Origin of the sequence: Mitsuaria sp. PDC51, from assembly GCF_900113225.1 — a bacterium.
In the GTDB taxonomy this organism is placed as follows: domain Bacteria; phylum Pseudomonadota; class Gammaproteobacteria; order Burkholderiales; family Burkholderiaceae_C; genus Roseateles.
This window is the reverse complement of record NZ_FOZE01000003.1, coordinates 691,249-713,975: the sequence shown is the minus strand read 5'-3', so window position 1 is coordinate 713,975 and position 22,727 is coordinate 691,249. Positions and strand designations below refer to the sequence as shown.

20 protein-coding genes are annotated in these 22,727 nt (G+C 69.6%); 10 read left to right on the top strand and 10 right to left on the bottom strand.

Going from position 1 to position 22,727, the window contains the following annotated elements; translation table 11 throughout:
* Positions 1 to 27 precede the first annotated feature (27 nt).
* The 5 genes from glmM to BM393_RS23540 form a co-directional block, all read right to left on the bottom strand.
* Positions 28 to 1,362: a phosphoglucosamine mutase gene (gene glmM, locus BM393_RS23560; protein WP_091733620.1), complete on the bottom strand. Its 1,335-nt coding sequence runs from the start codon at positions 1,360 to 1,362 to the stop codon at positions 28 to 30.
* A 147-nt stretch (positions 1,363 to 1,509) separates the two neighbouring features.
* On the bottom strand, positions 1,510 to 2,358 hold the full coding sequence (gene folP, locus BM393_RS23555) for a dihydropteroate synthase (RefSeq protein ID WP_091733618.1): 849 nt from the start codon (positions 2,356 to 2,358) through the stop codon (positions 1,510 to 1,512).
* A 218-nt stretch (positions 2,359 to 2,576) separates the two neighbouring features.
* Complete coding sequence (gene ftsH / locus BM393_RS23550) at positions 2,577 to 4,481, bottom strand: ATP-dependent zinc metalloprotease FtsH (protein ID WP_091733616.1); 1,905 nt, start codon at positions 4,479 to 4,481, stop codon at positions 2,577 to 2,579.
* Positions 4,482 to 4,713: 232 nt separating this feature from the next.
* Entirely contained in the window at positions 4,714 to 5,388 is a 675-nt protein-coding gene (locus BM393_RS23545) for an RlmE family RNA methyltransferase (RefSeq protein WP_091733614.1), read from the bottom strand.
* Between the two features lie 92 nt (positions 5,389 to 5,480).
* Positions 5,481 to 6,299, bottom strand: coding sequence for an alpha/beta fold hydrolase (locus tag BM393_RS23540; protein ID WP_091733612.1), 819 nt, complete (start codon positions 6,297 to 6,299; stop codon positions 5,481 to 5,483).
* 239 nt (positions 6,300 to 6,538) lie between these two features.
* Here BM393_RS23540 and BM393_RS23535 point away from each other — a divergent pair, with 239 nt between their 5' ends.
* Positions 6,539 to 7,216 (top strand): hypothetical protein, encoded by a 678-nt coding sequence (locus BM393_RS23535; protein ID WP_091733610.1) that lies wholly within the window; start codon positions 6,539 to 6,541, stop codon positions 7,214 to 7,216.
* A 50-nt stretch (positions 7,217 to 7,266) separates the two neighbouring features.
* Here BM393_RS23535 and BM393_RS23530 read toward each other — a convergent pair whose 3' ends face one another.
* Complete coding sequence (locus BM393_RS23530) at positions 7,267 to 8,232, bottom strand: GlxA family transcriptional regulator (protein WP_091733608.1); 966 nt, start codon at positions 8,230 to 8,232, stop codon at positions 7,267 to 7,269.
* Positions 8,233 to 8,340: 108 nt separating this feature from the next.
* Here BM393_RS23530 and BM393_RS23525 point away from each other — a divergent pair, with 108 nt between their 5' ends.
* On the top strand, positions 8,341 to 8,652 hold the full coding sequence (locus BM393_RS23525; protein ID WP_091733606.1) for a putative quinol monooxygenase: 312 nt from the start codon (positions 8,341 to 8,343) through the stop codon (positions 8,650 to 8,652).
* A gap of 49 nt (positions 8,653 to 8,701) precedes the next feature.
* On the top strand, positions 8,702 to 9,346 hold the full coding sequence (locus BM393_RS23520) for a YbhB/YbcL family Raf kinase inhibitor-like protein (RefSeq protein WP_091733604.1): 645 nt from the start codon (positions 8,702 to 8,704) through the stop codon (positions 9,344 to 9,346).
* Between the two features lie 75 nt (positions 9,347 to 9,421).
* Here the strand turns inward: BM393_RS23520 and BM393_RS26245 are convergent, their stop codons facing one another.
* Positions 9,422 to 10,825: a pectate lyase gene (locus tag BM393_RS26245; protein WP_254783580.1), complete on the bottom strand. Its 1,404-nt coding sequence runs from the start codon at positions 10,823 to 10,825 to the stop codon at positions 9,422 to 9,424.
* A 225-nt stretch (positions 10,826 to 11,050) separates the two neighbouring features.
* Between BM393_RS26245 and BM393_RS23510 the strand changes: the two genes are divergently transcribed.
* Entirely contained in the window at positions 11,051 to 14,212 is a 3,162-nt protein-coding gene (locus BM393_RS23510; protein ID WP_091733602.1) for a hypothetical protein, read from the top strand.
* Positions 14,213 to 14,277: 65 nt separating this feature from the next.
* Here the strand turns inward: BM393_RS23510 and BM393_RS25885 are convergent, their stop codons facing one another.
* Complete coding sequence (locus BM393_RS25885) at positions 14,278 to 15,747, bottom strand: pectate lyase (protein WP_091733600.1); 1,470 nt, start codon at positions 15,745 to 15,747, stop codon at positions 14,278 to 14,280.
* 238 nt (positions 15,748 to 15,985) lie between these two features.
* Between BM393_RS25885 and BM393_RS23500 the strand changes: the two genes are divergently transcribed.
* Together BM393_RS23500 and BM393_RS23495 are read left to right on the top strand one after the other, a co-directional pair.
* A complete protein-coding gene (locus BM393_RS23500) occupies positions 15,986 to 16,624 on the top strand; it encodes a GNAT family N-acetyltransferase (protein WP_091733598.1) in 639 nt (212 codons plus the stop codon).
* A 102-nt stretch (positions 16,625 to 16,726) separates the two neighbouring features.
* The gene (locus tag BM393_RS23495; protein WP_091733596.1) at positions 16,727 to 17,035 is read left to right on the top strand and encodes an OmpW family protein; all 309 of its coding nucleotides are present in this window, start codon (positions 16,727 to 16,729) and stop codon (positions 17,033 to 17,035) included.
* A gap of 12 nt (positions 17,036 to 17,047) precedes the next feature.
* Here the strand turns inward: BM393_RS23495 and BM393_RS23490 are convergent, their stop codons facing one another.
* A complete protein-coding gene (locus BM393_RS23490; protein ID WP_091733594.1) occupies positions 17,048 to 17,440 on the bottom strand; it encodes a helix-turn-helix domain-containing protein in 393 nt (130 codons plus the stop codon).
* A gap of 84 nt (positions 17,441 to 17,524) precedes the next feature.
* Between BM393_RS23490 and BM393_RS23485 the strand changes: the two genes are divergently transcribed.
* Together BM393_RS23485 and BM393_RS23480 are read left to right on the top strand one after the other, a co-directional pair.
* A complete protein-coding gene (locus tag BM393_RS23485) occupies positions 17,525 to 17,932 on the top strand; it encodes a DoxX family protein (RefSeq protein WP_254783579.1) in 408 nt (135 codons plus the stop codon).
* A gap of 180 nt (positions 17,933 to 18,112) precedes the next feature.
* Positions 18,113 to 19,492, top strand: coding sequence for a TAXI family TRAP transporter solute-binding subunit (locus tag BM393_RS23480; protein WP_091733590.1), 1,380 nt, complete (start codon positions 18,113 to 18,115; stop codon positions 19,490 to 19,492).
* Positions 19,493 to 20,156: 664 nt separating this feature from the next.
* Here the strand turns inward: BM393_RS23480 and BM393_RS23475 are convergent.
* Positions 20,157 to 21,074, bottom strand: coding sequence for a LysR family transcriptional regulator (locus BM393_RS23475; protein WP_254783578.1), 918 nt, complete (start codon positions 21,072 to 21,074; stop codon positions 20,157 to 20,159).
* 125 nt (positions 21,075 to 21,199) lie between these two features.
* Between BM393_RS23475 and BM393_RS23470 the strand changes: the two genes are divergently transcribed.
* Together BM393_RS23470 and BM393_RS23465 are read left to right on the top strand one after the other, a co-directional pair.
* Positions 21,200 to 21,952: an SDR family oxidoreductase gene (locus BM393_RS23470; RefSeq protein ID WP_091733588.1), complete on the top strand. Its 753-nt coding sequence runs from the start codon at positions 21,200 to 21,202 to the stop codon at positions 21,950 to 21,952.
* 79 nt (positions 21,953 to 22,031) lie between these two features.
* Complete coding sequence (locus BM393_RS23465; protein WP_091733586.1) at positions 22,032 to 22,709, top strand: glutathione S-transferase family protein; 678 nt, start codon at positions 22,032 to 22,034, stop codon at positions 22,707 to 22,709.
* Positions 22,710 to 22,727 lie beyond the last annotated feature (18 nt).

Genomic DNA, 22,727 nt, shown 5'->3' with positions numbered 1-22,727 from the left:
GGCGGGTACCGCCCAGGCTTACGAGGCTCAACTGCGGATCGCGTCGGCCAGACGTTCCGCGCAACGCTGCGCCAGCCCGGCATCGCTCGCCTCGACCATGACGCGCAGCAGCGGCTCGGTGCCGGACTTGCGGATCAGCACCCGGCCACGATCGCCCAGTTCGGCCATGACTTCGGCCTCGGTGCGGGCGAGCGCCGGGTTGCTCTTCCAGTCCTGCTGGTCGGCCTGCAGGCGCACATTGATCAAGGTCTGCGGGAACAGGGAGACGCCGTCCAGCAGGTCGACGAGGCGACGGCCGCTGCGGCAGACGGCTTCCAGCACCAGCAGGCTGCTGACGATGCCGTCACCCGTGGTGTGACGGTCCAGCGCCAGCAGGTGACCGGAGCCCTCCCCGCCGAGCTGCCAGCCGCGGGCGGCCAGTTCCTCGAGCACGTACCGGTCGCCCACCTTGGCGCGCACGAACTCGACATCCCGCTGGCGCAGCGCCAGCTCGACCGCCATGTTGGTCATCAGCGTGCCGACAGCGCCCGGGACGCGCTCTCCGCGCGCCAGGCGATCCGCCACCATCACGTACAGCAGCTCGTCGCCGTTGTAGAGACGGCCGTCGCCGTCGACCATCTGCAGGCGGTCGGCATCGCCGTCCAGCGCGATGCCGTAGTCGGCCTGATGCTCCTTGACGGCGGCGACCAGGGCCTCGGGCGCCGTGGCGCCGACCTTGTCATTGATGTTGTAGCCGTCCGGCTTGTTGCCGATGGTGATCACTTCCGCGCCCAGCTCGTGGAACACGGACGGGGCCACCTGGTAGGCGGCGCCGTGCGCGGCGTCGACCACCAGCTTCATGCCACGCAGGCTGAGGTCGCCGCTGAAGCTGGCCTTGCAGAACTCGATGTAGCGGCCCTGTGCATCGTCCAGGCGCCGCGCCCGGCCGAGGCTGGCGGAATCCACCCAGACCGGCGGCTCGTCCAGCACGGCCTCGACATCGAGCTCCCAGGCATCGGGCAGCTTCTCACCCTTGGAGGAAAAGAACTTGATGCCGTTGTCCGCGAAGGGATTGTGGGAGGCCGAGATGACCACGCCCAGATGCTGCCGCAGCGCCCGGGTCAGGTAGGCGACGCCCGGGGTCGGCAGGGGACCGGTCAGGAGGACGTTGACGCCGGCGGAGGCAAAGCCCGCCTCGAGCGCCGACTCGAGCATGTAGCCGGAGATGCGGGTGTCCTTGCCGATCAGGACACTGGGCTTGGCATAGCTGCGCTTGAGCACCCGGCCCACCGCATGGCCCAGCCGCAGCATGAAGTCAGGCGTGATGGGGGTACGGCCAACGGTCCCGCGGATGCCGTCGGTCCCGAAATACTTGCGGCTCATTGAAGCAACCTCCTGAGACTTCCCAATCGTGAATCCGCGGATTGTCGCCGAAGCCGTATCGGGCCCTCCTCGCCCAGGATGGGGGCCCGCAATCGGGGGATGGGGGATGCGGGATGGGGAGGGTGGACCGGGAACGGCGCGGGCCGTTCATCCTTGTGGGGCGCCGAAAGCCTGCCAGACCTTGAGCGCGTCGACCGTGGCGCCGACATCGTGGACGCGCACGATCCGCGCGCCCAGGGCCACCGACGCCAGCGCCGCGCCAATGCTGGCCGGCAGGCGCTCGTCGACGGCCCGCCCCGTCACGGCCCCCAAGGTCGATTTGCGCGACCACCCCACCAGCAGCGGCCGCCCCAGCGACAGCAGCTCGCGCTGCCGGCACTGCAGGCTCAGGTTCTGGTCGACCGTCTTGGCGAATCCGTATCCCGGATCGAGCGTGATCCGCTCGGCCGCGACGCCCTGCGTGATCAGATGCCGCATCCGTTCATCCAGGAACGCCGACACCTCGGTCACGACATCCGCGTAGTCGGTCAGCTGCTGCATGCCGGCGGGCTCGCCCCGCATGTGCATCAGGCAGATGCCGGCGCTGCCATGTTCCGCGAGCAGCGCATCGGCGCCCTCATCCCGCAGCGCCTGCACGTCGTTGATGATGTCGACGCCAAGGTCCAGGGCCCGGCGCATCACCTCGGTCTTGCAGGTGTCGACGGAGACGGGGACGCCGAAATTCAGCGCCGCCCGCATGACCGGCTCCAGGCGACGCCATTCCTCGTCGGCGTCGAGCCGGGGAGCGCCGGGCCGCGTCGATTCGCCGCCCAGGTCCAGGATGTCGACGCCCTCGCCCAGCAGCCGCTCGCAGAAGTCGATCGCCTTGGCCGCCTCGGCATGCTGACCGCCGTCGGAGAACGAATCGGGCGTCACGTTCACGATGCCCATCACCAGCGGGCGCTCCGTCAGGTCGAGATCGAAGCGGGTGGTTTTCCAGATCGAGGCAGCAGTCATGGGCGGCAGGACATCGGGCGCGCGGCGGCACGCTAGATCGCGCTGGGAACTGCCACGCCAAGCGGACAGTATGACGGAAGCTGCGGAGGTGCGGCGCCAACGGCCCGCTAACGGCTCGCTAATGGTCCGTCGTGAACTTCGCCGGGCGGGAAGCAGAAAGGCCGGTCTCTCGACCGGCCTTTCAAAGGGGATCCCCTGGGGAGTTGACTGCCCGACGATCAGGCGGCGGCGGGAGCGCTGCCCGTGCTCACCGCGGGGGTGCCGCCGCTGTCCGACTTGTTGGCCGGCGGCGTCCAGTCCTTGGGCGGACGCGGGGGGCGGTTGTCCATGATGTCGTCGATCTGGTCGGCGTCGATGGTTTCCCATTCGAGCAGCGCCGTCGCCATCGCGTGCATCTTGTCCTTGTGCTCCTCGATCAGGTTGCGAGCGATGGTGTACTGCTCGTCGATGATCTTGCGGATCTCCTGATCGACCTTGCGCATGGTCTCTTCCGACATGTTGGTCGTCTTCGTCACCGAACGGCCGAGGAACACCTCGCCTTCGTTGTCCGCGTAGACCATCGGGCCCAGCTCATCGGTCATGCCGTAGCGGGTCACCATGTCGCGGGCGATCGCCGTGGCGCGCTCGAAGTCGTTGCTGGCGCCGGTCGTCATCTGGTTCATGAAGACCTCTTCCGCGATGCGGCCGCCGAACAGCACCGAGATGGTCGAGAGCATGCGCTCCTTGTCCATGCTGTAGCGGTCGCCTTCCGGCAGCTGCATCGTCACGCCCAGCGCGCGGCCGCGCGGGATCACCGTCACCTTGTGGACCGGATCGGTCTTGGGCAGCAGGCGCGCCACCAGCGCGTGGCCGGCTTCGTGATAGGCGGTGTTCTTGCGCTCTTCCTCGGGCATCACCATGGACTTCCGCTCGGGGCCCATCATGATCTTGTCCTTGGCCTTCTCGAAGTCCTGCATGTCGACCACCCGGCCATTGCGGCGGGCGGCGAACAGCGCGGCTTCGTTCACCAGGTTGGCCAGATCGGCGCCGGAGAAGCCCGGGGTGCCGCGCGCCAGGATGTCGGCGCGGACGTCCTGGCCGACCGGCACCTTGCGCATGTGCACGTTCAGGATCTGCTCGCGGCCGCGGACATCCGGCAGCGTGACGTACACCTGACGGTCGAAGCGGCCCGGACGCAGCAGCGCCGGGTCGAGGATGTCCGGACGGTTGGTCGCGGCCATCACGATGACGCCCAGGTTGGTGTCGAAGCCATCCATCTCGACCAGCATCTGGTTGAGGGTCTGCTCGCGCTCGTCGTTGCCGCCGCCCAGGCCGGCGCCGCGATGGCGACCGACCGCGTCGATTTCGTCGACGAAGATGATGCAGGGCGCGCTCTTCTTGGCCTGCTCGAACATGTCGCGCACACGGGCCGCGCCGACACCGACGAACATCTCGACGAAGTCCGAACCGGAGATCGTGAAGAACGGCACCTTGGCTTCACCGGCGATGGCCTTGGCCAGCAGCGTCTTGCCGGTGCCGGGAGGGCCGACCAGCAGGACGCCACGCGGGATGCGGCCGCCCAGCTTCTGGAATTTCTGCGGGTCCTTCAGGAAGTCGACGAGCTCCTTCACTTCCTCCTTGGCCTCGTCGCAACCGGCGACGTCGGCGAAGGTGGTCGTGTTGTTGGCTTCGTCGAGCATGCGTGCCTTCGATTTGCCGAAGCTGAACGCACCGCCCTTGCCGCCGCCCTGCATCTGGCGCATGAAGTACACCCAGACGGCGATCAGCAGCAGCATCGGACCCCAGCTGAGCAGGATGCTCATCAGGACCGAGGGCTCTTCGCGGGGCTTGGCGTCGAACTTGACGCCGTAGTTGATCAGGTCGCCGACCAGGCCGCGGTCCATGTAGGGCGCGGTGGTGCGAAGCTTGTTGCCGTCACCGGTCGTTGCCTGGATCTCGGTGCCGGCAGGGGTTTCCTGCAGCACCACCTGCTTGATGCGCTTGGCGCGGACTTCTTCAAGGAAGTCCGAGTAACCGATCTGAGTCCCCTGGGTTGCGCTGCGATCGAACTGCTTGAAGACGGTGAACAGCACCAAGGCGATCACCATCCACACAGCCACTTTCGAGAACCACTGATTGTTCACCGCGACTCCTTTGTCATTCCATCACCGCCGACCCATGGAAACAGCCTCGGGCAGCGGACTTTCACGGCATATGGGGCGGATTCTAGGCCAGTCAAGTCCCACGACTTGATTGGCATTCCCACACGCCACGATAGATATTGCCATGCATGCCTCAAGGCAAGCGCCCGAAGCGGCCCCGACTTTGACGCTTGATCGCGGCTTCAGCCGGGGCCGAACTGGCCCGCACGCCCGCTCACCCCTTCTTCAGGCCGATGCCGACCAGGAAGTTTTCCGCGGATTTGTCCCGGGAGGCCTTGGGCTTGGCGGTCTTCACGCGCTTGAACTGCGCCCGGAAGGCGTGCACCAGCTGGTCATAGCCGCTGCCGTGGAAGACCTTGGCAACCAGCGCGCCTTCCGGCTTGAGGTGCTGCTGGGCGAAATCCAGCGCCAGTTCGATCAGGTGTTCCATCCGCGCCGCGTCGGTGCTTTCGATGCCCGACAGGTTGGGCGCCATGTCGGAGACCACCAGGTCCACCTTCGCCCCGGCCAGCGTCGCCTCGAGTTGCGCCAGCACCTCCTGCTCGCGGAAGTCGCCCTGGAGGAACTCCACGCCTTCGATCGGTTCGAAGTCCAGCAGGTCGAGCGCGATGATGCGGCCGTTCAGCGCGCCCACCGCCGCGCCGCCGGCGCCCGCCTCCTTGGGCGCGAAGCGCCGGCGCAGGTACTGGCTCCACGCCCCGGGCGAGGCCCCCAAGTCGACGACCACCTGCCCGGGCCGGATCAACTGGAATTCCTCGTCGATTTCCTTGAGCTTGTAGGCGGCGCGCGACCGGTAGCCCTCTTTCTGGGCCTGTTTCACGTAGGGATCGTTGACATGGTTGTTCAACCACGCCTTGTTCACCTTCTTGCTTTTGGTATCGACTTTCATGGCACGGATCACGGCGGCTTCCGGCGGGATCGCCTGGACGCAGGCCGCACCATATCACCTCGGATACGTATGCCTGGACTGCACGGCGCCCATCAACGCCCGATCTGCCGCTCCAGCCAAGCCTCCAGTGCCCGCGTGACGAACGCGGGTTGTTCGAGATTCGAGATGTGACCCGCGTCGGGCACGATGACCTGCTCGCAGCCGATGAGTTCGGCCATCCGGGTGGTTTCGGCCGGCGGACGGGGGATGTCCAGCGCGCCGCACATCAGCAAGGTGCGGTCCGGATCGAGCGCCGCCAGGCGCGGCAGCGCCTCCGGACGGCCGAAGATCAGCCGGCCCAGCGGCACGATGGCGTTGCGCAGCTGCTCGGTGGAGAAACCCTCAAGCGCGCGCCGGAAGGCCGTCGGCAAGGGTCCGCCCAGGTCGGCGCCACTGCGGAAGAACAGCGGGACCACCGCATCGAGGATGGGCGGTGGGAACCGGCCCAGCGACTCGATCGTGTCCAGCATCTGGAAGTAGCGCGCGCGGGTCGCCTCCGGCTCGGCGCCGAGGTAGGTGTCCATCAGGACCAGCGCGCGGACCCGCTCCGGTTCGCGCAGGGCGAGCTCGGCGCCCCACATGCCGCCGACCGACAGGCCCACCACCGCGCATTCGCGGATGTCCAGCGCGTCCAGCAGCAGCCCGGCCTGCGCGGCGAGGTCGCCCAGCGTGCGCGTGCCCTCGGGCGGGGCATCGGATCGTCCATGCCCCCAGAGGTCCGGCGCGATGACGCGATAGGACCGCGAGAGCGCCTCGATCTGCGGCGCCCACATGGCGGAATCCCACAGGTAGCTGTGTCCGAGCAGAAGCGGGAATCCGGTGCCGCGGTCCTGGAAGTGCAGGGAACGGCCGGCGATGTCGATGACAGGCATGGGTGTACGAAGAAAGATCGGGAGAAGGTCGGCGGAGGTGCCAGGTCTTGCCCAGCACCACGCAAGGCCCGGGCGGAATTGTAGGAAGCGCACCGGAGGCCCCGGAGCGCAGCGTGCGAAGGGCGGTGCGCAGGAACGAAGCCTTTCGCCCTGCCCTGCTCCGTTTCGCACCGGGCGTCGCATCGGGACTCGCCGGTCCTAGATTCGGCGGACAACCACAACTGCGACAGGAGACTTCCGTGTGGAGACGCCCCCTCACCAATTCGCCACCGATCCGTGCCGCGCTGGGATCGGTCCGCGACAACGCCGGCAAGTCCGGCGCCGAGTCCACGTCCACATCCAACCTGCCCAGCGGGGCGCTCGCGGACCTGCCGCAGCGGGGTTCCCGCCCCATCTCGACGGTCATCGACCCCACGCGCACGCGCGAGGCTGACGGAGAGACCAAGATCCTCACGCCCGGCCACGTGCAATTCCAGCCATCGGCCGAGGACCTGCGGCTCAATCCGCGACTGGCGCCCGCGCTGGGGCATTCGCCGCAGTTCGTAGCGGGCCAGCGACCAGACTCCTTCCTCGTGCAGGGTGAATTGAGCGATGGCCGCAAGTTCAAGGTCATGGGCGTGCGCGCGGAGGCGAAGCTCGCCGGCGAGGACAAGCCGCTTCCCATCGGGCCGTCGACGCTGGTGATCGACCACGGCACGATGACGCCACAGCAGTCGAGTCTCTACGAGACCATGCAGGCGCGCACGGTCTTTCCGCGCTATGAGACCAGCGGCCTGGAGGGCAGCAACTGCGTGCATGCCCATGCCGAGAACGTGAGGCAGCTCCTCGACCACGATGTCGGCCCGCTGCCGGCGCACCTGATGCCGCAGGAAATGCAGCCGCTGCTGAAGGACGTCAAGACCGAGCCGGAGCGCTGAGCCGGTGTCGCCGGGGCGGAGGACCGCCCGCAAGCACCACCGCGAAGGACTCAGTCGCCCGGCCGTCGCAGTTCCCGCACGCCGCGTCCCAGCTTCCTGCGCAGCAGGGTGCGAAGGGTCACGCCGTCGGCGTAGCCCACTTCGGCGGCGATGGCCTCCAGATCCTGCCGGCTGGTGCGCAACAGGTGCACGGCGCGCTCCACGCGCAGGTCCTGGAAATACGACAGCGGGGATTTGCCCAGCACGGCTTCGATGCGCCGCTGCAGCGTGCGCTTGCTGGTGTGCATCGCCGCCGCCGCGGCGTCGAGCGAAAACCCTTCCCGCAACCGGCCGCGGGCCCAGCCCTCGAAGCGCTGCACCAGCGGGTCCGCTTGCGCCAGATGCACCGGGATCATGTAAGGCGCCTGCGACGGGCGGGTGTCCACGAGCAGGTAGCGCGCCGTCATGTCGGCCAGCGCGGGACTGCTCTGCCGGACCAGCCACAAGGCCAGCTCCAGATGCCCCATCGCCGCGCCCGCGGTCACCAGCCGGCCGGACGGCACCAGCATCCGCTGCTCGTCGAGCCGCACCCCGGGGTAGCGCTGACGGAACAGCGGGCCCAGCCACCAGGCGGTCGTGGCCTCATGCCCGTCGAGCAATCCGGACTCCGCGAGCAGGAACCCGCCGATGCAGGCAGCGCCGATGCGGGCGCCACCGGCATGCCAGCACCGCAGTTGCTCCGCCGCGTCCTGCGCTTCCCGCCGCTCCAGCGCCTCCTGCAGCGGCTCCGGCATCTTGGTCCCCAAGGCCGGCACCACGATCCAATCGGGCCGCCTGAGCGTCGACACCGCCTTCACCGGCACCCGCAGGCCCAGCGAGGTGCGCACCCTCTTGCGCACGCCGACGACGTGGACCTCGAAGCGCGGTGACGGCATCCGCTGCAGCTCGGCCAGTTCGTTGGCCGTGGCAAAGGTGTCCAGCACGGCGGCCAGGCCGGTATCGAAGACGCCGTCGACGGCAAGCACCGAGATCCTCATGGCGCGAATGATATCGATGTTGTCATTCGCGGCAATACGCCACCACGCGGTGAAAACCTACATTGGCCGCTGTCGGATGTCCGGCATCAACCGAAGAGGTGTCCCACCATGATTCAGTTTGCACTTTTCGCGCGTCTCGAAGCCAGGCCCGGCAAGGAGGCCGAAGTGGCCGAGTTCCTGCGCGCCGGCCTGGCGCTCGCCCTGGACGAGCCATCGACGCCGATCTGGTTCGCGCTGCGGCTGTCCCCCACGAGCTTCGGCATCTTCGACGCGTTCCACGACGAGGCGGGCCGGCAGAACCACCTGGCCGGCCCGATCGCGCAGGCACTGATGGCCCGGGCGGACGAGTTGTTCGCGGTGCCGCCGTCGATCGAATCGATCCAGGTGCTGGGCCTGAAGAACGCCCCGGTCCCGGCCTGATGGACAAGTCCTCCCTCCTCCCCATTCATCCCTGCCGACAAGGAAGTCCATGTCTCCGAATGTCTTGCCCCGCCGGTCGCTGCTCGCGACCTGCGCCGCCGCCCTGGCCTGCGTCGTGTCCCTGCCCGCCACCGCCCGGCCGGCGGCGGCCCCGCCAAGCGACGGATTCTCGCTCTCCAGCCCGGACATCGCGCCGGGCGGCGGGATCGACAACCGGTTCGTCCTGAGCGGCTTCGGCTGCTCGGGCGACAACGTCTCCCCGGCGCTGGAATGGAAGAACGCGCCGGCCGGCACCAAGTCCTTCGTGGTGCAGGTCTACGACCCGGATGCCCCGACGGGCAGCGGCTTCTGGCACTGGACCGTCTACAACATCCCGGCCTCGATCACCCAGTTGCCGCGCGGCGCGGGCAACGCCGCGACCCGCCTGCCAGCCGGCGCCCATGGCGGCGTCAACGACTTTCTCGACACGGGCGTCACCGGCGAGAACGGCAACTACGGCGGCCCCTGTCCGCCGGCGGGAGAGAAGGCGCACCGCTACGTGTTCACCGTCTACGCGTTGGCCGTCGCGGACATCGACGCGGCCGCCGGCGTCCCGAAGACCGGGACCGCGGCCCTGCACGGCTTCGTGCTGAACCGGGGGCTGGGCCGCAAGATGCTCGGGAAGGCCTCGTTCACCGCGCTGTACGGTCGCTGACGCGCCGGCACCGGCCATGCAGAGCTCGAGGACGACCGCCCACCGGCGGCTCGTCCTCGTGGCCATGGCGCCGGCTCAGTCGTTGCCGCCCGCCGGGCTGGAGGACGGCATCACCACCGTCGCGCCGCTGGCATTGGCCGGCGTGCCCATCATGACCTGGAGGCGGCCCGAGTCGGTGCTGACGTTCGGGCCGAGTCGCAGCGTGGAGTCGCGATCGTCCAGCCGCACCAGGTGCGAGCGCACGCCGCTGAACTGCGAGTCGTCGATCGACACGTTGGCCTTGATCGGCTGGCCGCCCAGCGTCACCAGCAGCTGGCCGACGTCCTCGGCGTAGACGCCGCTGAGCTTCACGTTGGCATCGCCGTTGACCTGGATCGCCTTGTCATGCGAGTGCCGGAACGAGGAATTCCTGATCTCGACCTCGGCGGGCCGGTCGTTGGGAATCGACGCCGGGGAGATCCCCGCCAGCTGGGCGTCGTGGGCGCGGTTGCCGGGCCCGTCGATGGTGATCATGTCGTCCGGGCCGCCGTGCACCGCGTGCACGTTGTCGATCTTGGCGTCGCCCAGCAGGTGCACGCCGTCACCCCCCTGGAACTGCACGTTCTTCAGCGTGGCGCCCGGGCCGAGGATGAAGACCGGCTGGTACGTCTCGGCCGAATTGCCGCTCAGCCCCGACCCGGCGGTGAACAACTGGTTCTTGCCGTCGAAGGTCTCGCCCGGGCCGACGACGATGGGCTTGTTCACCACGACCTCGCCGCGATGCGGCGGCAGCACCGAGGTCGCGGGGGTACTGCTGGACACCGGACCCGCGTCGTCGGGCTTGGCGAGAGCGCCGACCGAAGGTGCCGGCGCCGGTGCGGGCGCGAGCAGCGGATCGGGCGTCGCCGGAGCCGGGGCATGGCCGTGATGGTGGTGGTGATGGCCATGAGCTGGCGCTGGAGCGGGCGCGGCACTCGGGCTTGAGCTCGGGCTCGGGCTCGGAACAGGACTTGGACTCGGAGCAGGACTCGGGCTCGAACTCGGGCTCGAAGCAGGACTTGGCTCTGGGGAAGCGGGCGCCGGCGCAGGCGGGACATCACCGAAGGCGCCGAGGCCGGGACTGCCGCTCCCCGCGCCACCGAAGCCGCCGGCGGGCCCAAACGGATTGCCTCCGCCACCGCCTGGCCCGCCACCGGCGGCGAACGGGTTCGCGCCTCCGCCGCCGGGCGCTCCGCCGAGCCCCCCGCCTGCGCCGCCGCCTCCGCCGGGCATGCCCTGCTGCCCTTGCTGCCCCTGCTGCTGGGCCTGCAGCGACTGCAGGAGCTGCTGCACCAGCATCGCGATGATCTGCTGGACCAGCATCGTCATGAGCGGCGCGATGACGTTGGCCGGGGACGCGGGCTGCGGGTCCGCGTAGAGCTGCTGCTGGTACAGCTGCTGCATCGGCGACAGGCGCGGGCCGCTGCCGTTGAGGGAAGAGATCGGATCGATGGCGCTCATGGACGGTTCCTGTGCGAGGACATGGGGATTCACCCCTGACTCTCGGGACCGGACCCGGGCGACGGTCGACAGCCGCCGAACCGCCGTCCGGCGAAGCGAAGACATCGCCTTCCGCGGCGGCATGCGCCCGTCGCGCCGGCGCCCTTCGCGCCCGACGCCAGTCCTTCGCCCCGGCGCGGCTGGCCGTCATGACCGCTCGCCACGATCGGGACGAAGGAGCAGTCCATGTCCTTCACCACTCGAATCGCGCGCCAACTCGGCCTCTCTCGTGTCGCCATCGACACGCCGCTCTCCCAGGAACAGCGCACGCCGCTGCTGCCCAGCACAGCAATCCGCCCGCTGGATGCGCCGCCGGCCCGGCCGCAGCCGGAGTCCGCCACCGCGCCGCGCGCCGCCCTGCCGGCCCGGCCGGTCGAGGCCGGCGACGCCGCCGCGGCCGCCGTGTCGCCGCCCGAGACACCGTCCCGCACCGCACCCACTGGCGCGGTGCTGCTGGACACGATGCGCGTCGACCGGCCCGACCTCGCCCCGCTGATCGCGACGCTGTTCACCCGCGACGGCACGATGCCGGAAGACCTGGCGCGCCTGTCCGGCCAGTTGTCGCGCCTGGACCTGTCCGGCGTGCCGCCCACGCCCGACCTGCCGTCCGCGCCGGTGGTGCTGCTCGCGCAGTCGCTGGCCGCGGCCTGCGATGGCGACGCGCGGCTGGCGCTGGACGCCCTGGACTCGCTGGCCGCGCTCGACGCGGAGGCGGAACTGATCGCGGCCTGGCAGGCGGGTGCGAACCGGACGCCGGCGGGATCACCGCTGCTGTCGGCATCGGCGTCGCCATCGGCCGCGCTGCTTGGCAGTCCCGGTCGGCTCACCGACGTCGGCCGTCGCCGGCGCCAGGACGGGCTGCGCAACAACCGGCTGGGCTGGGGGCCGATGCTGATCGAGCACGCGGCGGCGGACGAGCTCGCCGCCCGGCAGGCCGCGTGGCGGACCTCCTCCGCGCTGGGCGGCACGCCGGCCGGCATGGACGTGCTGATGGCCGTCACCGCGCGACCGGTCGATCCCGCGCGGCGACGCGATTTCGCGCTGCTGCTGAAGGCGTCCGAAGGCGCGCCGCGCGGGCTCGATCACCACGGCGATCCAACGGCGCTGCTGCGTGATCCGGCCACGTTGCGGACGCTCACCGGCGAAGCGGTCTTCTGCGCCGCCGCGCGGATGGCGGGCGACGTGGCAGCCGCGGAGCCGCATCGATGGGCGCTCGCGGCGGTGCGCAACGACCTGCACGAGACCGGTCCCGGCACGCGGTTCGCGGCGCTGGACGCACGGCTGATGAAGATGGGCCGCTGGATCGACCGCGCCGCGCCGCGCAGCGCGCTGCGCCCGCGCAATCCGTTGATCGGCAAGTCGCCGTTCCGCGCGCTGCGGCACGGCGTGCAGGGCGTGGAACGCGGGCCGGCCGCGGCGCGCCATCGCCCGGCGCGCGAGCGGGCCCTGACCGAAGCCGCGAGCGCGCTGCGGGATGGGCTGCTCCGGGTGTCGGCGGGCCGGTCGAGCGGCCCGGCCGCGGTGCCGGCCCACCTGTTGCGCGCCGCGGTGCTGTCGCACTGCCTGGAGGAGGCCAGCCCGTCCTTCGAGCGCGTGGGCTTCGATGCCGACGCGCGCAAGGCGATCGGGGAGCGGCTGGCGCGGCTGATGCTGTCCGAGGCGGCCGCCGCGGATCCGCCGGTGCTGAGCGCCCTCGCCCGCCGCCTGGACGAATTGCCCGACCTCAAGGCGCTGGCCGGCTTGCGACTGGACGCCGCGGCGCTGGCCGACTGGGTGGCCGACGCGCGCTCACAGGGCGCCAGCGGAACGCCTCCGGCGCGTCCGACCGACCTGGCCAACACGGCCGACGCCGGCAACGCCGACGCGACCAGCGCCGCCAACGCAGCGCCGGCGAGCTCCGCGTCCCTGCTCCTCACCGCATCGGCCGCGCTCGCCCGCGCCGAGGACGAGGCCAGCGGCCGCGACACGCGCGTGAAGGCGGTCGACCGCGAGACGCTGCGGACCGCGCTCAAGGACATCGTCGCCAACATCGAGGGCTCCTCGCGGCTGCGCTTGACCGGCGGCGGCATCGCCGGCGTCGGGCTGCGACAGATCACGGCGTCGATCAGCGCGGTGGCGTCGGCGCTGTTCGTGCGCGGACGCGTCGATGCACGCGTCCAGGGCGCGCGGCACGCGGTCTTCGAGATCGCCATGCCGCCCTACGACATGGAGATCGTGCTGGGGACGCAGCGCCAGACCACCGGCCAGGTGGGGCTGGGCGTGAGCGTGGGGCCGGACCTGGGCGCGTTCAAGGTTGGCGGCAACGTCGACGCGCTGCTCTACGGCCAGGACCGGGCCGAGCTGCAGGGACTGTCGCTGCGCCTGCCGCGCGTCGGCCGGCCGGTCCCCGAGCTGCGCGAGGAGTTCTCGCGCCTGGTCGACCGGCTCATCGATCACGGCGCCGGCGGAGCCGCCCACCACCCCGGCGATCCGCCGCTGCTGCGCCAGCTGCTGCAGGAGTTCCCGGAGCTGACCGTCAACCAGATCGGCCAGGCGGGGGATGCGCGTCGGCGGCACGGCCTGGGGGCCGACGTCACCGCGTCGCTGGGCAAGTGGCGGCTCAAGGCGACGGCCAGCGCGGGCGGCTACGTCGAGACGCAACGCGACGTCACCCGCCGCTACGGCGACGCCAGCGGCGCGATGCGCGTCGAGCGCCGCATCGACGGTCACGCCAGCCGGGCCGGCGTGGCGCTGCGGGCCTCGCTGGGCGCGTCGCAGACGGTGGCCGGCTCGGTCGGCGATGCCGGCAAGGCCGACCTCACGATGGGAGCGCTGCAGGCGGGCCTCGGCGCGGAGCGCATCCTGGGCGGTGTCTTCGAGCGACGGGAGGCCGTCTACGAGGACGGTCGCTTGCATCCGCTGTCCTTCGTCGAGACCGAGTACCAGGACCTCGACGCCTTCGCCGAGCAGGTGAAGCCGCAACTCGGCGACTGGGTCGCGGCGGGCGCTGACCGCCAGCGGCTGGAACAGCTGGTGACCGACATCCAGCGCCATGCCAGCCCCAACCACAGCGCCGCGGCGCGGGTGGTGGTCGGCACGGAGATGCGATTGCGCGACGACGCCTACCGCTCCGCGATCGCGCTGTGCGAGCGCCAGCCCGGCGGCCTGCCGGCGGAAGTGGCCGCGCTGGAACGCGAGATCGAATCGCAGTGGCGGGATTCCGCGGCGATGCGGCCGTACTCGATGCGCTCCTACGAGCGCAACATGGCGCAGCGCACGCACGGGCTGGACCTCGTCGTCCAGCTTGGCAGCGTGACCGCGGCCGAGGCCTCGCACATCGACGCGCGAGTCGACGTGCCGGCGCGCTGAGACCGCGCGCCCTCCTTCGAGAGCCTTCGTGCGCGAAGCCCCGGCGCCGGGCCGGGGCGGTTCGATCAGCCGCTGTAGGGCTTGTATTCCCAGGCGCCGACGCCTTGCACGTCGGCCGTCGGGGGCGCGAGCACCTTGTGCGGTGTGTTCTCGATCACCACGTCCGAGGCGATGTTGATCTTCGCGTCCTTGGCATCGCTGCGCACCACGGCCTCGTCGCCGTTGCGGAAGACCGAGTTGCGGATGTCGATGCTGATCGGGAAGTCGTGGCCGCCGTTGGTTCGCACCGCCTTGCCGAAGCCGTCGGCAGTGAAGCCGTCGATCGACAGCGAGCCCGGCGCGTTGATCTGGAAGATCTTGTCGGTGGCCGCGTAGGCGCCGCCGCCGATCACCTTGACGTTGCCGGGGCCCTTCATCGTCATCGCGTCCTCGCCGACGTCCTTCCACCAGACGTCCTTGAGCGTCGCGTCGCCGCGGGTGTGGATGCCATCGCCGCCAGCGACCTGCACGTTCTCCAGCTTCGCGCCGGGCTCGAGGATGAAGACCGGCTTCTGGGTCTCGCTCTGGCCGCCGTCGCCCAGCGACGGGCCGGCCTGGTAGAGCTTGCCCTCGCCGTTGAAGGTCTGGCCGGCCTTGACGACGATGGGCTCGTTCACGATCACCTTGCCGGTCGCCGGCGGGATCTCGGTCGGCTTGCCCGCGCCCGAGGCCGGTGCGGTTCCGGAGGGCGAGGACGGCGAGGACGGGGACGGCGGCGCGGACGGCGCACTTGGTGCCGACGGCGCGGCCGGGCTGGCCGGCGTCGAGGGTGCGCTCGGCGAGGACGGCCGGGACGACGGCACCGGAGGGGTCGAAGGGGCTGGGGAAGTCGACGGCTTGCCCGGTGGCGATGACCAGGGCGAGAAGGGATCGGACTCCGGCGAGGAAGGCATCGATGGGATCGAAGGGATGGACGGGGCCGAGGGCATCGACGAGAACGGCGAGCCGCCGCCCGGTCCACCCGCGCCCGGGCCCATCGACGGTCCGCCCATGCCACCCATGCCGCCCATGCCACCGAATGGCGAGCCGCCACCGCCGCCGCCCGCTCCGCTACCGAAGCCGCCGCCTCCACCCCCGCCGCCACCGCCGAACTGGTTGGCCAGCTGATTGGCGGCGCTGGTGGGCTGCAGGCCGTTCTGCGCGAGCGACTGCAGCAGCGGCAGCAAGGCCTGCAGCAGCTGGAGGATGCTGTTGATCAGCGCGAGCTGGCCGGCCTGCGGGTTGTTGCCCGCGGTGCCCGGGCCCATCGGCCCGGCCGGGCTGGCGGTCGATCCGGGGCCGGCGGCGGTGTCGGGCCAGGGGCTGCCGCCGCCTTGCTGCGGCTGGGCGGCGGCCATGAGGCTGTAGACCAGCATGGCCATCAGCTGCTGGCCGGGCGACCCACCGCTGGCGGGCCCTTGGGGCTGCGCCATGGGCGCGTTGAGGAACTGGCTGTAGAGGTCGAGCGCCGACGGGCGCTGCACGGACGAGGGACGATCGATCGCATCGATGGACATGGCTGCTCCTGGGTAAGGCCGAGATGGCGCGGTGCGCCGCGTGTTATCGATTGGTGAGGGTAGGCATCGCCCTGCGCCCGGCGTGCCCCTGGGCGAAGCGACGTGCCCGGCCGCGAAGCGCCGCGCGGGGCGGACCTCGTTCCCTTCGCGCGTCGGCGCGCCGCTTCGCGATGCGTGCCATGACGGCTCTCGGTCCTTCCTAGATTGCGGTCATCCCAGACTTCAGCGCCGAACCGCCATGACTGCGACGACCGATGCCCTGCCCGCCTCCACCGCGTTCACCGTGGCCCTGGCGGCGATCACGGGCGAGCCGCCCATCGCGGCCGCGACGGCGATCGCGATCCGTCCGGCGCTGGACGGCGACCTCGCGGCCATCACCCGGATCTACAACGAGTCGCTGCCGCCCTTGCCCACGCCGCTGCCAGGCGTCGACGCGCGCGCCGGCGGCCGACCGGTGCTCGGCAGCTGCCTGGCGCAGTTGCCGGTCGACGGCCTCGCGAACTGGATGGCGTCGCATCGCGCCAATGGCCGGCCGCTGTGGGTCGCGCAGGCCGGCGTGGAGGTCGTGGGATGGCTGAGCCTGCTCGGCTTCGCCGACCGGCCCGCCTGCATGCCGGCGGCGGAGGTCGCGATCTACATCGCCAGCGGCTGGCGCGGCTGCGGCGTCGGACGGCGCCTGCTGTCCCACGCGCGGGTCGAGGCGCCGCTGTGGCACATCGACCGCCTGATGGCCTTCATCTGGCACGACAACGCGGCCAGCCTGACGCTGTTCCGCGCGCAGGGCTTCAGCGCCTGGGGGCGCCTGCCGGGCATCGTGTGGGCGGACGCGAAGAGCCGGGACATGGTGATCCTCGGCCAGGTGCTGCAGGCGGGCTGAGGCCGGGCCGGACCGGGCTCTCGCGCTCAGCGCATCCGCTCACGCCGCGGCCGGCGCCGCGAGCTCGCGAGCGTCGCTTGCGTCCGCGTTCATGTCCTGTTCATGCAGCTGCGCGTGCGCGCCGTGAAGATCGACCCGGCCGACAAGGACCGCACCGGGCTTGGCCTGTCGCTGAGCCAGAAGACGATTCCTGAAGTCGACATCAGCTACTTCCTCACGCGCAACAAGAAGCACAGCTTCGGCCTGGCCGCGCAGGCCGGCTTCGACTACATGCTGGACAAGCGCTGGTCGATCAACGTCGACGTGAAGAAGATCCAGATGTCGACGGACGTCCGCTCGGCCGGCGCGTCGGTGGGCAAGTTCAAGATCGATCCGCTGCTGGTGGGCGTGGGCGTGGGCTACCGGTTCTGATCGGCTCCGGTCTCACGGCGCCGCGGGGCCGGGCCTTGCCGGGCGGCCTCGCGGCGGCCCCTTGACCGGCACGCTGTCGCCGTACTCCGCCCACCAGGCCTGCAAGGCCGCCATTGTCGGACCCAGCCCGCGCGCCTTCGGCGTGATCTCGTATTCGACGCGGGGCGGCACCTCGGCATGAACCGTCCGGGAGACCAGCCCGTCCGCTTCAAGCTCTCGCAGTTGAGCGGTCAGCATGTGCTGCGTGATGCCGGGAATGGCCTTGCGGAGTTCGCCGAAACGATGCATGCGCTGGTTGAGCAGCCACATGATCTCCAGTTTCCATTTGCCCGAGAGCAGCGCGAATGCGCGCCGCATCTCCTCGTGCATGTTGACGCCGCTGCGGTCATTGGTCTGCATTTCCATACTGGCCCCGACGAATTCATCCTACTTGCGCGCTTGATGGCTGGCCGACATTCTCCCGGCTCCCGATTCACCCTGGAGAAGCTTTTGACCGCATCCACCGTCTACTGGATCAGCACGGCGCTGTTGTCCCTGCTCTACCTCAGCTCCGCGACGCTCTACCTGCTCAAGACCGCCTGGGTGAGGACCCAGCTGTCCGCGCTCGGTTATCCCGGCTACCTCGTGCCGCTGCTCATCGTGCTGAAGGTGCTGGCGGTCGTGGCCGTCCTGTCGCGCATCAACACGCCATTGAGCGACCTGGCCTATGCCGGCATGTTCTTTCATCTGCTGCTGGCGGCGATCGCGCATGCCGGTGCCGGCAAGCCGAAGGACGCACTGCCGGCCGCGATCGGCCTGATCCTGCTGGTCGCCTCATTCGCCACGCAGAACGTGGCTCGAGAGATTCCTTCTCCCCATGGCGACGTCCAGGCATGGACCCGGGCGGCCTCTCATTGATTCCGGCCCGCGCGCCTCGAATACGATGCGCCGTTCCTCCATCGGCAAAGACAAGCCCATGCGACGCGCCGGCATCACGATCATCTTCACCCTCGCCGCCAACACCCGTGCGGATGCCCTGGACCGCGAACGACGTCGCGGCGCGCAGACCCGGAACTCTCGCGCACAGGGCGGCCGGCCATGACCCCGATCCAGCAATGGCATGCCACCCGCAGCCTGCGCCTGATGCTGCAGACGCTGCGCGACATGATGGTCTCGATGGGGCCGCTGCTGCTGCTCGGCGGCGGGTTGCTGATCGCGGCCTACTGGTGGCTGGACCCGCAGCCGCCGCGCCAAGTGCGGCTGGCCACCGGCCCGGCCGGTAGCGCCTACGCCGGTTTCGGCGAGGGTTATGCGAAGGCGCTGGCGCGCGAGCGCATCCAGGTGGAGCTGATCGCCAGCGAAGGCGCGCAGGACGACCTGGCTCACCTGCGCGCGGGCACGGCCGACGTGGGCTTCGTCCGCGGCGGCATGGCCGATCCGGCGGCCGATACCGAGGCCGGCATCGTCTCGCTGGGCAGTCTGTTCTACGAGCCGATCTGGGTCTTCTATCGCCGTGATCTCGGCATCGCGCGCCGCCAGCCCGGCGGCGAATTGCAGCGCCTGACCCAGCTGCGCGGCCTGCGCGTCAATGTGGACCAGGACGGCAGCGGCGTGCCGCAGATCGTCGAGAAGCTGCTGGCGCTGAATCAGATGACACCGGCCGATCTGAGGCTGTCCAATCTCGCGCCCGACGCCGCCGGCGCGGCGCTGCGCGAGGGCCGGCTGGACGCTGCGGTGCTGATCTCGGCGCCGCAGGCGGGGCTCATCCGCGCGCTGCTGCGCGACCCGGCCATCGGGCTGATGGCCTTCGAGCAGAACGAAGCCTATTCGCGCCACCTGCCCTTCCTGTCCACCGTGACGCTGCCGCGCGGCGTCGTGGACCTGGCGGCCGATCTGCCGCCGCACGACGTGCCGCTGCTAGCCACCACCACCGCGCTGCTGGCGCGCGAGCAGACGCACCCGGCGCTGCGCCAGCTGTTCGCGCAGGCGGCGCTGGGGCAGCACAGCGGGGCGGGCTGGTTCAACGGCGCGCGCGACTTCCCCAACACCCGCACCAGCGAGCTGCCCGTCAGCGCCGAGGGCGACCGCGCGATCAACGGCACGCCGCCGGCGTGGGCGCGCTACCTGCCCTTCTGGGCCGGCAATCTGCTGGAACGCATGTGGCTGGTGGTCGGCGGCCTGCTGGTGCTGATGCTGCCGCTGTCGCGCGTGGTGCCGCCGCTGTACACCTTCCGCGTGCGCTCGCGGGTGTTCCGCTGGTATGCGCGACTGCGCGAGGTGGAGGCGAAGCTGGAAACCGGCACGGGCGAGCGGGAGGCTTTGCTCGATGAGTTGGATGAGCTGGACCGCGTCACGCACCGCATCGCGGTGCCGCTGTCGTATGCGGAAGAGCTTTACGCGCTGCGGAACAACATTTATGCGGTGAGAAAGCGCCTGCTGGCGCAGCGGTCACGGCCGGCAGAGGGGGCGAGTGACTGATTGAGGAGCGGCGCGGCGAGGGGCGGCTTGTCTATCCGTCATTCAGTCAGGTGCTGCGCATGCACCCTGGCATTGAAGTGGAGCGCGCGTCCAATACCGAGAAGGCTTTGAGAAAGGCTCCGTTGGAGTGGGTGGCAGGTTAGCAGCGTTCGCGGTCGGTCGCCGTTGGGCATCGCGTGACCGGACATCAGCGCATACCGGCCTTACGGGTGCCAGCCGGATCAGCCTCCGGCCAACTGGCCTGACGGCAAGAGCGGCCGTTCGATGCTGCTGGCTGCACTCATGCCGTCCGAGCGACCGCTCTTGACGCCTGCGACCGCCTCAGATTGACCCAGGGCCGACCTTCGAGGTGGAGAGTACGAAGGGAAAAAGCTGTCGCTTGCGCGCGCAATGCCTCAAAGCGAGCCGTTGCGCTTCGAATCTGAGCCGTATGCGTCCGGCAAACTCACCTTGAACCGGCGCGCTGAGGCGGTCAGGATGGTGTCCACCAACGCAATGAACTGACCCCGAGAAGTTGGACAGCCAGTGTCTTTGCTTGGGAGAAGTTCTGCAAACTGTGAGCGAATCACTGGTTGAATGGCGCTCCACATCTGCAGACGCGCGACACCGCCTCTGCGCCGACGCGGTGTCGCGCGATTGAGGCCAAACCATCCGTGGATGGCAGTCATTCTTGAATGTTGCCGACCGGCTTGGCGGTGCCGCCAAAGGCAGGCGTCCGCGAGAACACATCGGCAATGAAGTCCATGAACACCGTGGCTCGCGTCGGCAGCAGTCGATTTGCGACGTAGACGATCTGGACAGGGACGGCCGGCGCTGAGTAGCCGGTCAAGATGAACTTCAAGCGCCCGCTCCTCAGCCCTTCGTCAAAGAGCCACGCCGGACCATGGCCGACCCCCAGACCCGCAATGACCGCCGCGCTGACCGCTTCTGGCGAGTTCACCCGGAGCCTGCCGGAAACGGGGATATCGGCGTCCCGAAAGCGCCAGGTGGCCCCCGACGAGAGCAGCGTGTAGATGACGCAGTCGTGGTCCCGGAGGTCGTCGGGCGTTTGCGGCACGCCGCGCCGCGCCAGGTAGCTCTCACTCGCCACGAACACCCGCTCGTAAGACCCGATGCGTCGGGCCCGCAGGGCACTGTCCTCCAACTGGCCAATGCGAATGGCCAGTTCCGTCCCCTCGTCGACGAGGTTGACATAGCGGTCATTGATTTGCAGGTCCAGCGTCAGCTTCGGATAGCGCTCCAGAAAGGTCGGAACGTGCGGCAGCACGAAGGCATGGGCCAGCGCGGTGGGGCAGGCCACCCGCAACAGTCCTGACGGATCGACGTTGCTGCGGAATGACGATTCGGACTCGTCCACCGCATCAAGAATCCGCCGGACGTCCGCGTAGTAGCGCTCCCCCTCCGGCGTGAGGGAGAGCTTGCGCGTCGACCGGTGCAGCAGCCGGGTCTGCAGGTGGTCCTCCAGCGATGCGACGTAGCGGCTCACGTTCGGCTGCCCCAGGCCCAAGTCACGGGCTGCGGCCGTGAAGCTCCCCGTCTCCACGGCGCGCGCGAAGCAGGTCATCAGCAGAAATCGGTCCAAGCGCCCCTCCAATTCATGCTCTGAGTGCATGGACGGTATTCGATTTAGTCATCTTATCGAATTGGAGGCATGGATGCACATTCTCCCCATCGGCCACGGTGGGTGGCCGTCTACAGGAGAACCTCATGTCACGCTTGCAAGGCAAACGTACCCTCATCACCGGCGGCACCAGCGGCATCGGCCTGGAAACTGCCAAGCAGTTTCTGACCGAAGGCGCCCGCGTCATCGTCACCGGCGTCAACCCGGATTCCATCGCCAGGGCCCAGGCCGAACTCGGGCCTGAGGTGCTGGTGCTGCGCGCCGACTCGGCCAGCGTGGCTGCGCAGAAGGCCCTGGCACAGGCCGTCAAGGACCACTATGGCCAGCTGGACGTGGCCTTCCTCAATGCGGGCATCTCGGTCTGGCTGCCGATCGAGGACTGGACGGAAGAGATGTTCGACCGCTCGTTCGACGTCAACGTCAAGGGCCCGTACTTCCTGATCCAGTCGCTGCTGCCGGTGTTCGCCTCCTCGGCCTCGGTCGTCCTGAACACGTCTGTCAGCGCGCACGTCGGCTCGGACCGCTCTTCCGTTTACGCCGCCACCAAGGCAGCGGTGCTGAACATGTCGAAGACGCTGTCGACCGAGCTGCTCGGCCGCGGGGTTCGCATCAACGCGGTCAGCCCGGGGCCCATCGACACGCCGCTGTACGACAAGCTGGGCATCCCCGAGGCCTATCGCGAACAGGTGAACAAGGACATCGCGGCCACCATCCCGCTGGGCCGCTTCGGCACGGCTGAAGAAGTGGCCAAGGCCGTGCTGTACCTGGCCTCCGATGAATCCCGCTGGTCGATCGGCACGGAAATCGTGGTCGACGGCGGCCGCCTGCTCAATCGCTGAGCGCACCAGGTTCCGCGCGCCGAAGGCGCCTGGCGACTCGGGCGAGTCGAAGGCGCCTTCCTGAGCCCTGCCAACACAGATGCCCCTCATGATGCTCACCCTCATCAGCCACCCGCTCTGCCCGTTCGTGCAGCGCGCCGCAATCGTCCTTCTGGAGAAGGGCGTTGCCTTCGAACGCGTCAATGTCGACCTGTCGGCCAAGCCCGATTGGTTCCTCGCGCTGTCGCCCACCGGCAAGGTACCCGTGCTCAAGGTGCCCCAGGCCAATGCCGAAGACGCAGTGCTCTTCGAGAGCGTCGTGATCTGCGAGTACCTGGACGAGACACAGGGCGGCGCGCCGATGTACCCCCACGACGCGCTAACCCGCGCCCGGCACCGCGCCTGGATCGAGTTCGCCACACAGACCTTCGCCGAAGGCTGGCAGTTCCTCCATGCGCGTGACTCGCAGGCTGCCGACGCAAAGCGCGCCAGCTTCCGCGAGCGCCTGGCCAAGCTGGAGGCGGAACTCGCCGCAGGCCCGTACTTCGCCGGCGAGGCGTTCGGCATGGTCGATGCGGTCTACGCACCGCTCTTTCGCTACTTCGAGCTGATCGCCCCGTCGGCGGCGCAGCAAGTCTTCGATGGCCTGCCGCGCATCTCGGCCTGGCGAGAGGCGCTGGCCTCACGAGCCAGCGTGAGGCATGCCGTTGCCGAGGACTACGCCTCCCGCTTCCTGGCGCATCTCCGCCAGCAAAGCGCCCTGTTGGCGGCGGGTTGACCCCCATTTCATGCAACC

Coding starts and splice junctions, on each gene's coding strand:
- glmM (WP_091733620.1), bottom strand. CDS start 1,362: ATGAGCCGCAAGTATTTCGGGACCGACGGCATCCGCGGGACCGTTGGC.
- BM393_RS23470 (WP_091733588.1), top strand. CDS start 21,200: ATGTCACGCTTGCAAGGCAAACGTACCCTCATCACCGGCGGCACCAGC.
- BM393_RS23500 (WP_091733598.1), top strand. CDS start 15,986: ATGACTGCGACGACCGATGCCCTGCCCGCCTCCACCGCGTTCACCGTG.
- BM393_RS23495 (WP_091733596.1), top strand. CDS start 16,727: ATGCAGCTGCGCGTGCGCGCCGTGAAGATCGACCCGGCCGACAAGGAC.
- BM393_RS23520 (WP_091733604.1), top strand. CDS start 8,702: ATGTCTCCGAATGTCTTGCCCCGCCGGTCGCTGCTCGCGACCTGCGCC.
- BM393_RS23510 (WP_091733602.1), top strand. CDS start 11,051: ATGTCCTTCACCACTCGAATCGCGCGCCAACTCGGCCTCTCTCGTGTC.
- BM393_RS23540 (WP_091733612.1), bottom strand. CDS start 6,299: ATGCCTGTCATCGACATCGCCGGCCGTTCCCTGCACTTCCAGGACCGC.
- BM393_RS23530 (WP_091733608.1), bottom strand. CDS start 8,232: ATGAGGATCTCGGTGCTTGCCGTCGACGGCGTCTTCGATACCGGCCTG.
- BM393_RS23480 (WP_091733590.1), top strand. CDS start 18,113: ATGACCCCGATCCAGCAATGGCATGCCACCCGCAGCCTGCGCCTGATG.
- BM393_RS23545 (WP_091733614.1), bottom strand. CDS start 5,388: ATGAAAGTCGATACCAAAAGCAAGAAGGTGAACAAGGCGTGGTTGAAC.
- folP (WP_091733618.1), bottom strand. CDS start 2,358: ATGACTGCTGCCTCGATCTGGAAAACCACCCGCTTCGATCTCGACCTG.
- BM393_RS26245 (WP_254783580.1), bottom strand. CDS start 10,825: ATGAGCGCCATCGATCCGATCTCTTCCCTCAACGGCAGCGGCCCGCGC.
- BM393_RS23465 (WP_091733586.1), top strand. CDS start 22,032: ATGCCCCTCATGATGCTCACCCTCATCAGCCACCCGCTCTGCCCGTTC.
- BM393_RS25885 (WP_091733600.1), bottom strand. CDS start 15,747: ATGTCCATCGATGCGATCGATCGTCCCTCGTCCGTGCAGCGCCCGTCG.
- BM393_RS23490 (WP_091733594.1), bottom strand. CDS start 17,440: ATGGAAATGCAGACCAATGACCGCAGCGGCGTCAACATGCACGAGGAG.
- BM393_RS23525 (WP_091733606.1), top strand. CDS start 8,341: ATGATTCAGTTTGCACTTTTCGCGCGTCTCGAAGCCAGGCCCGGCAAG.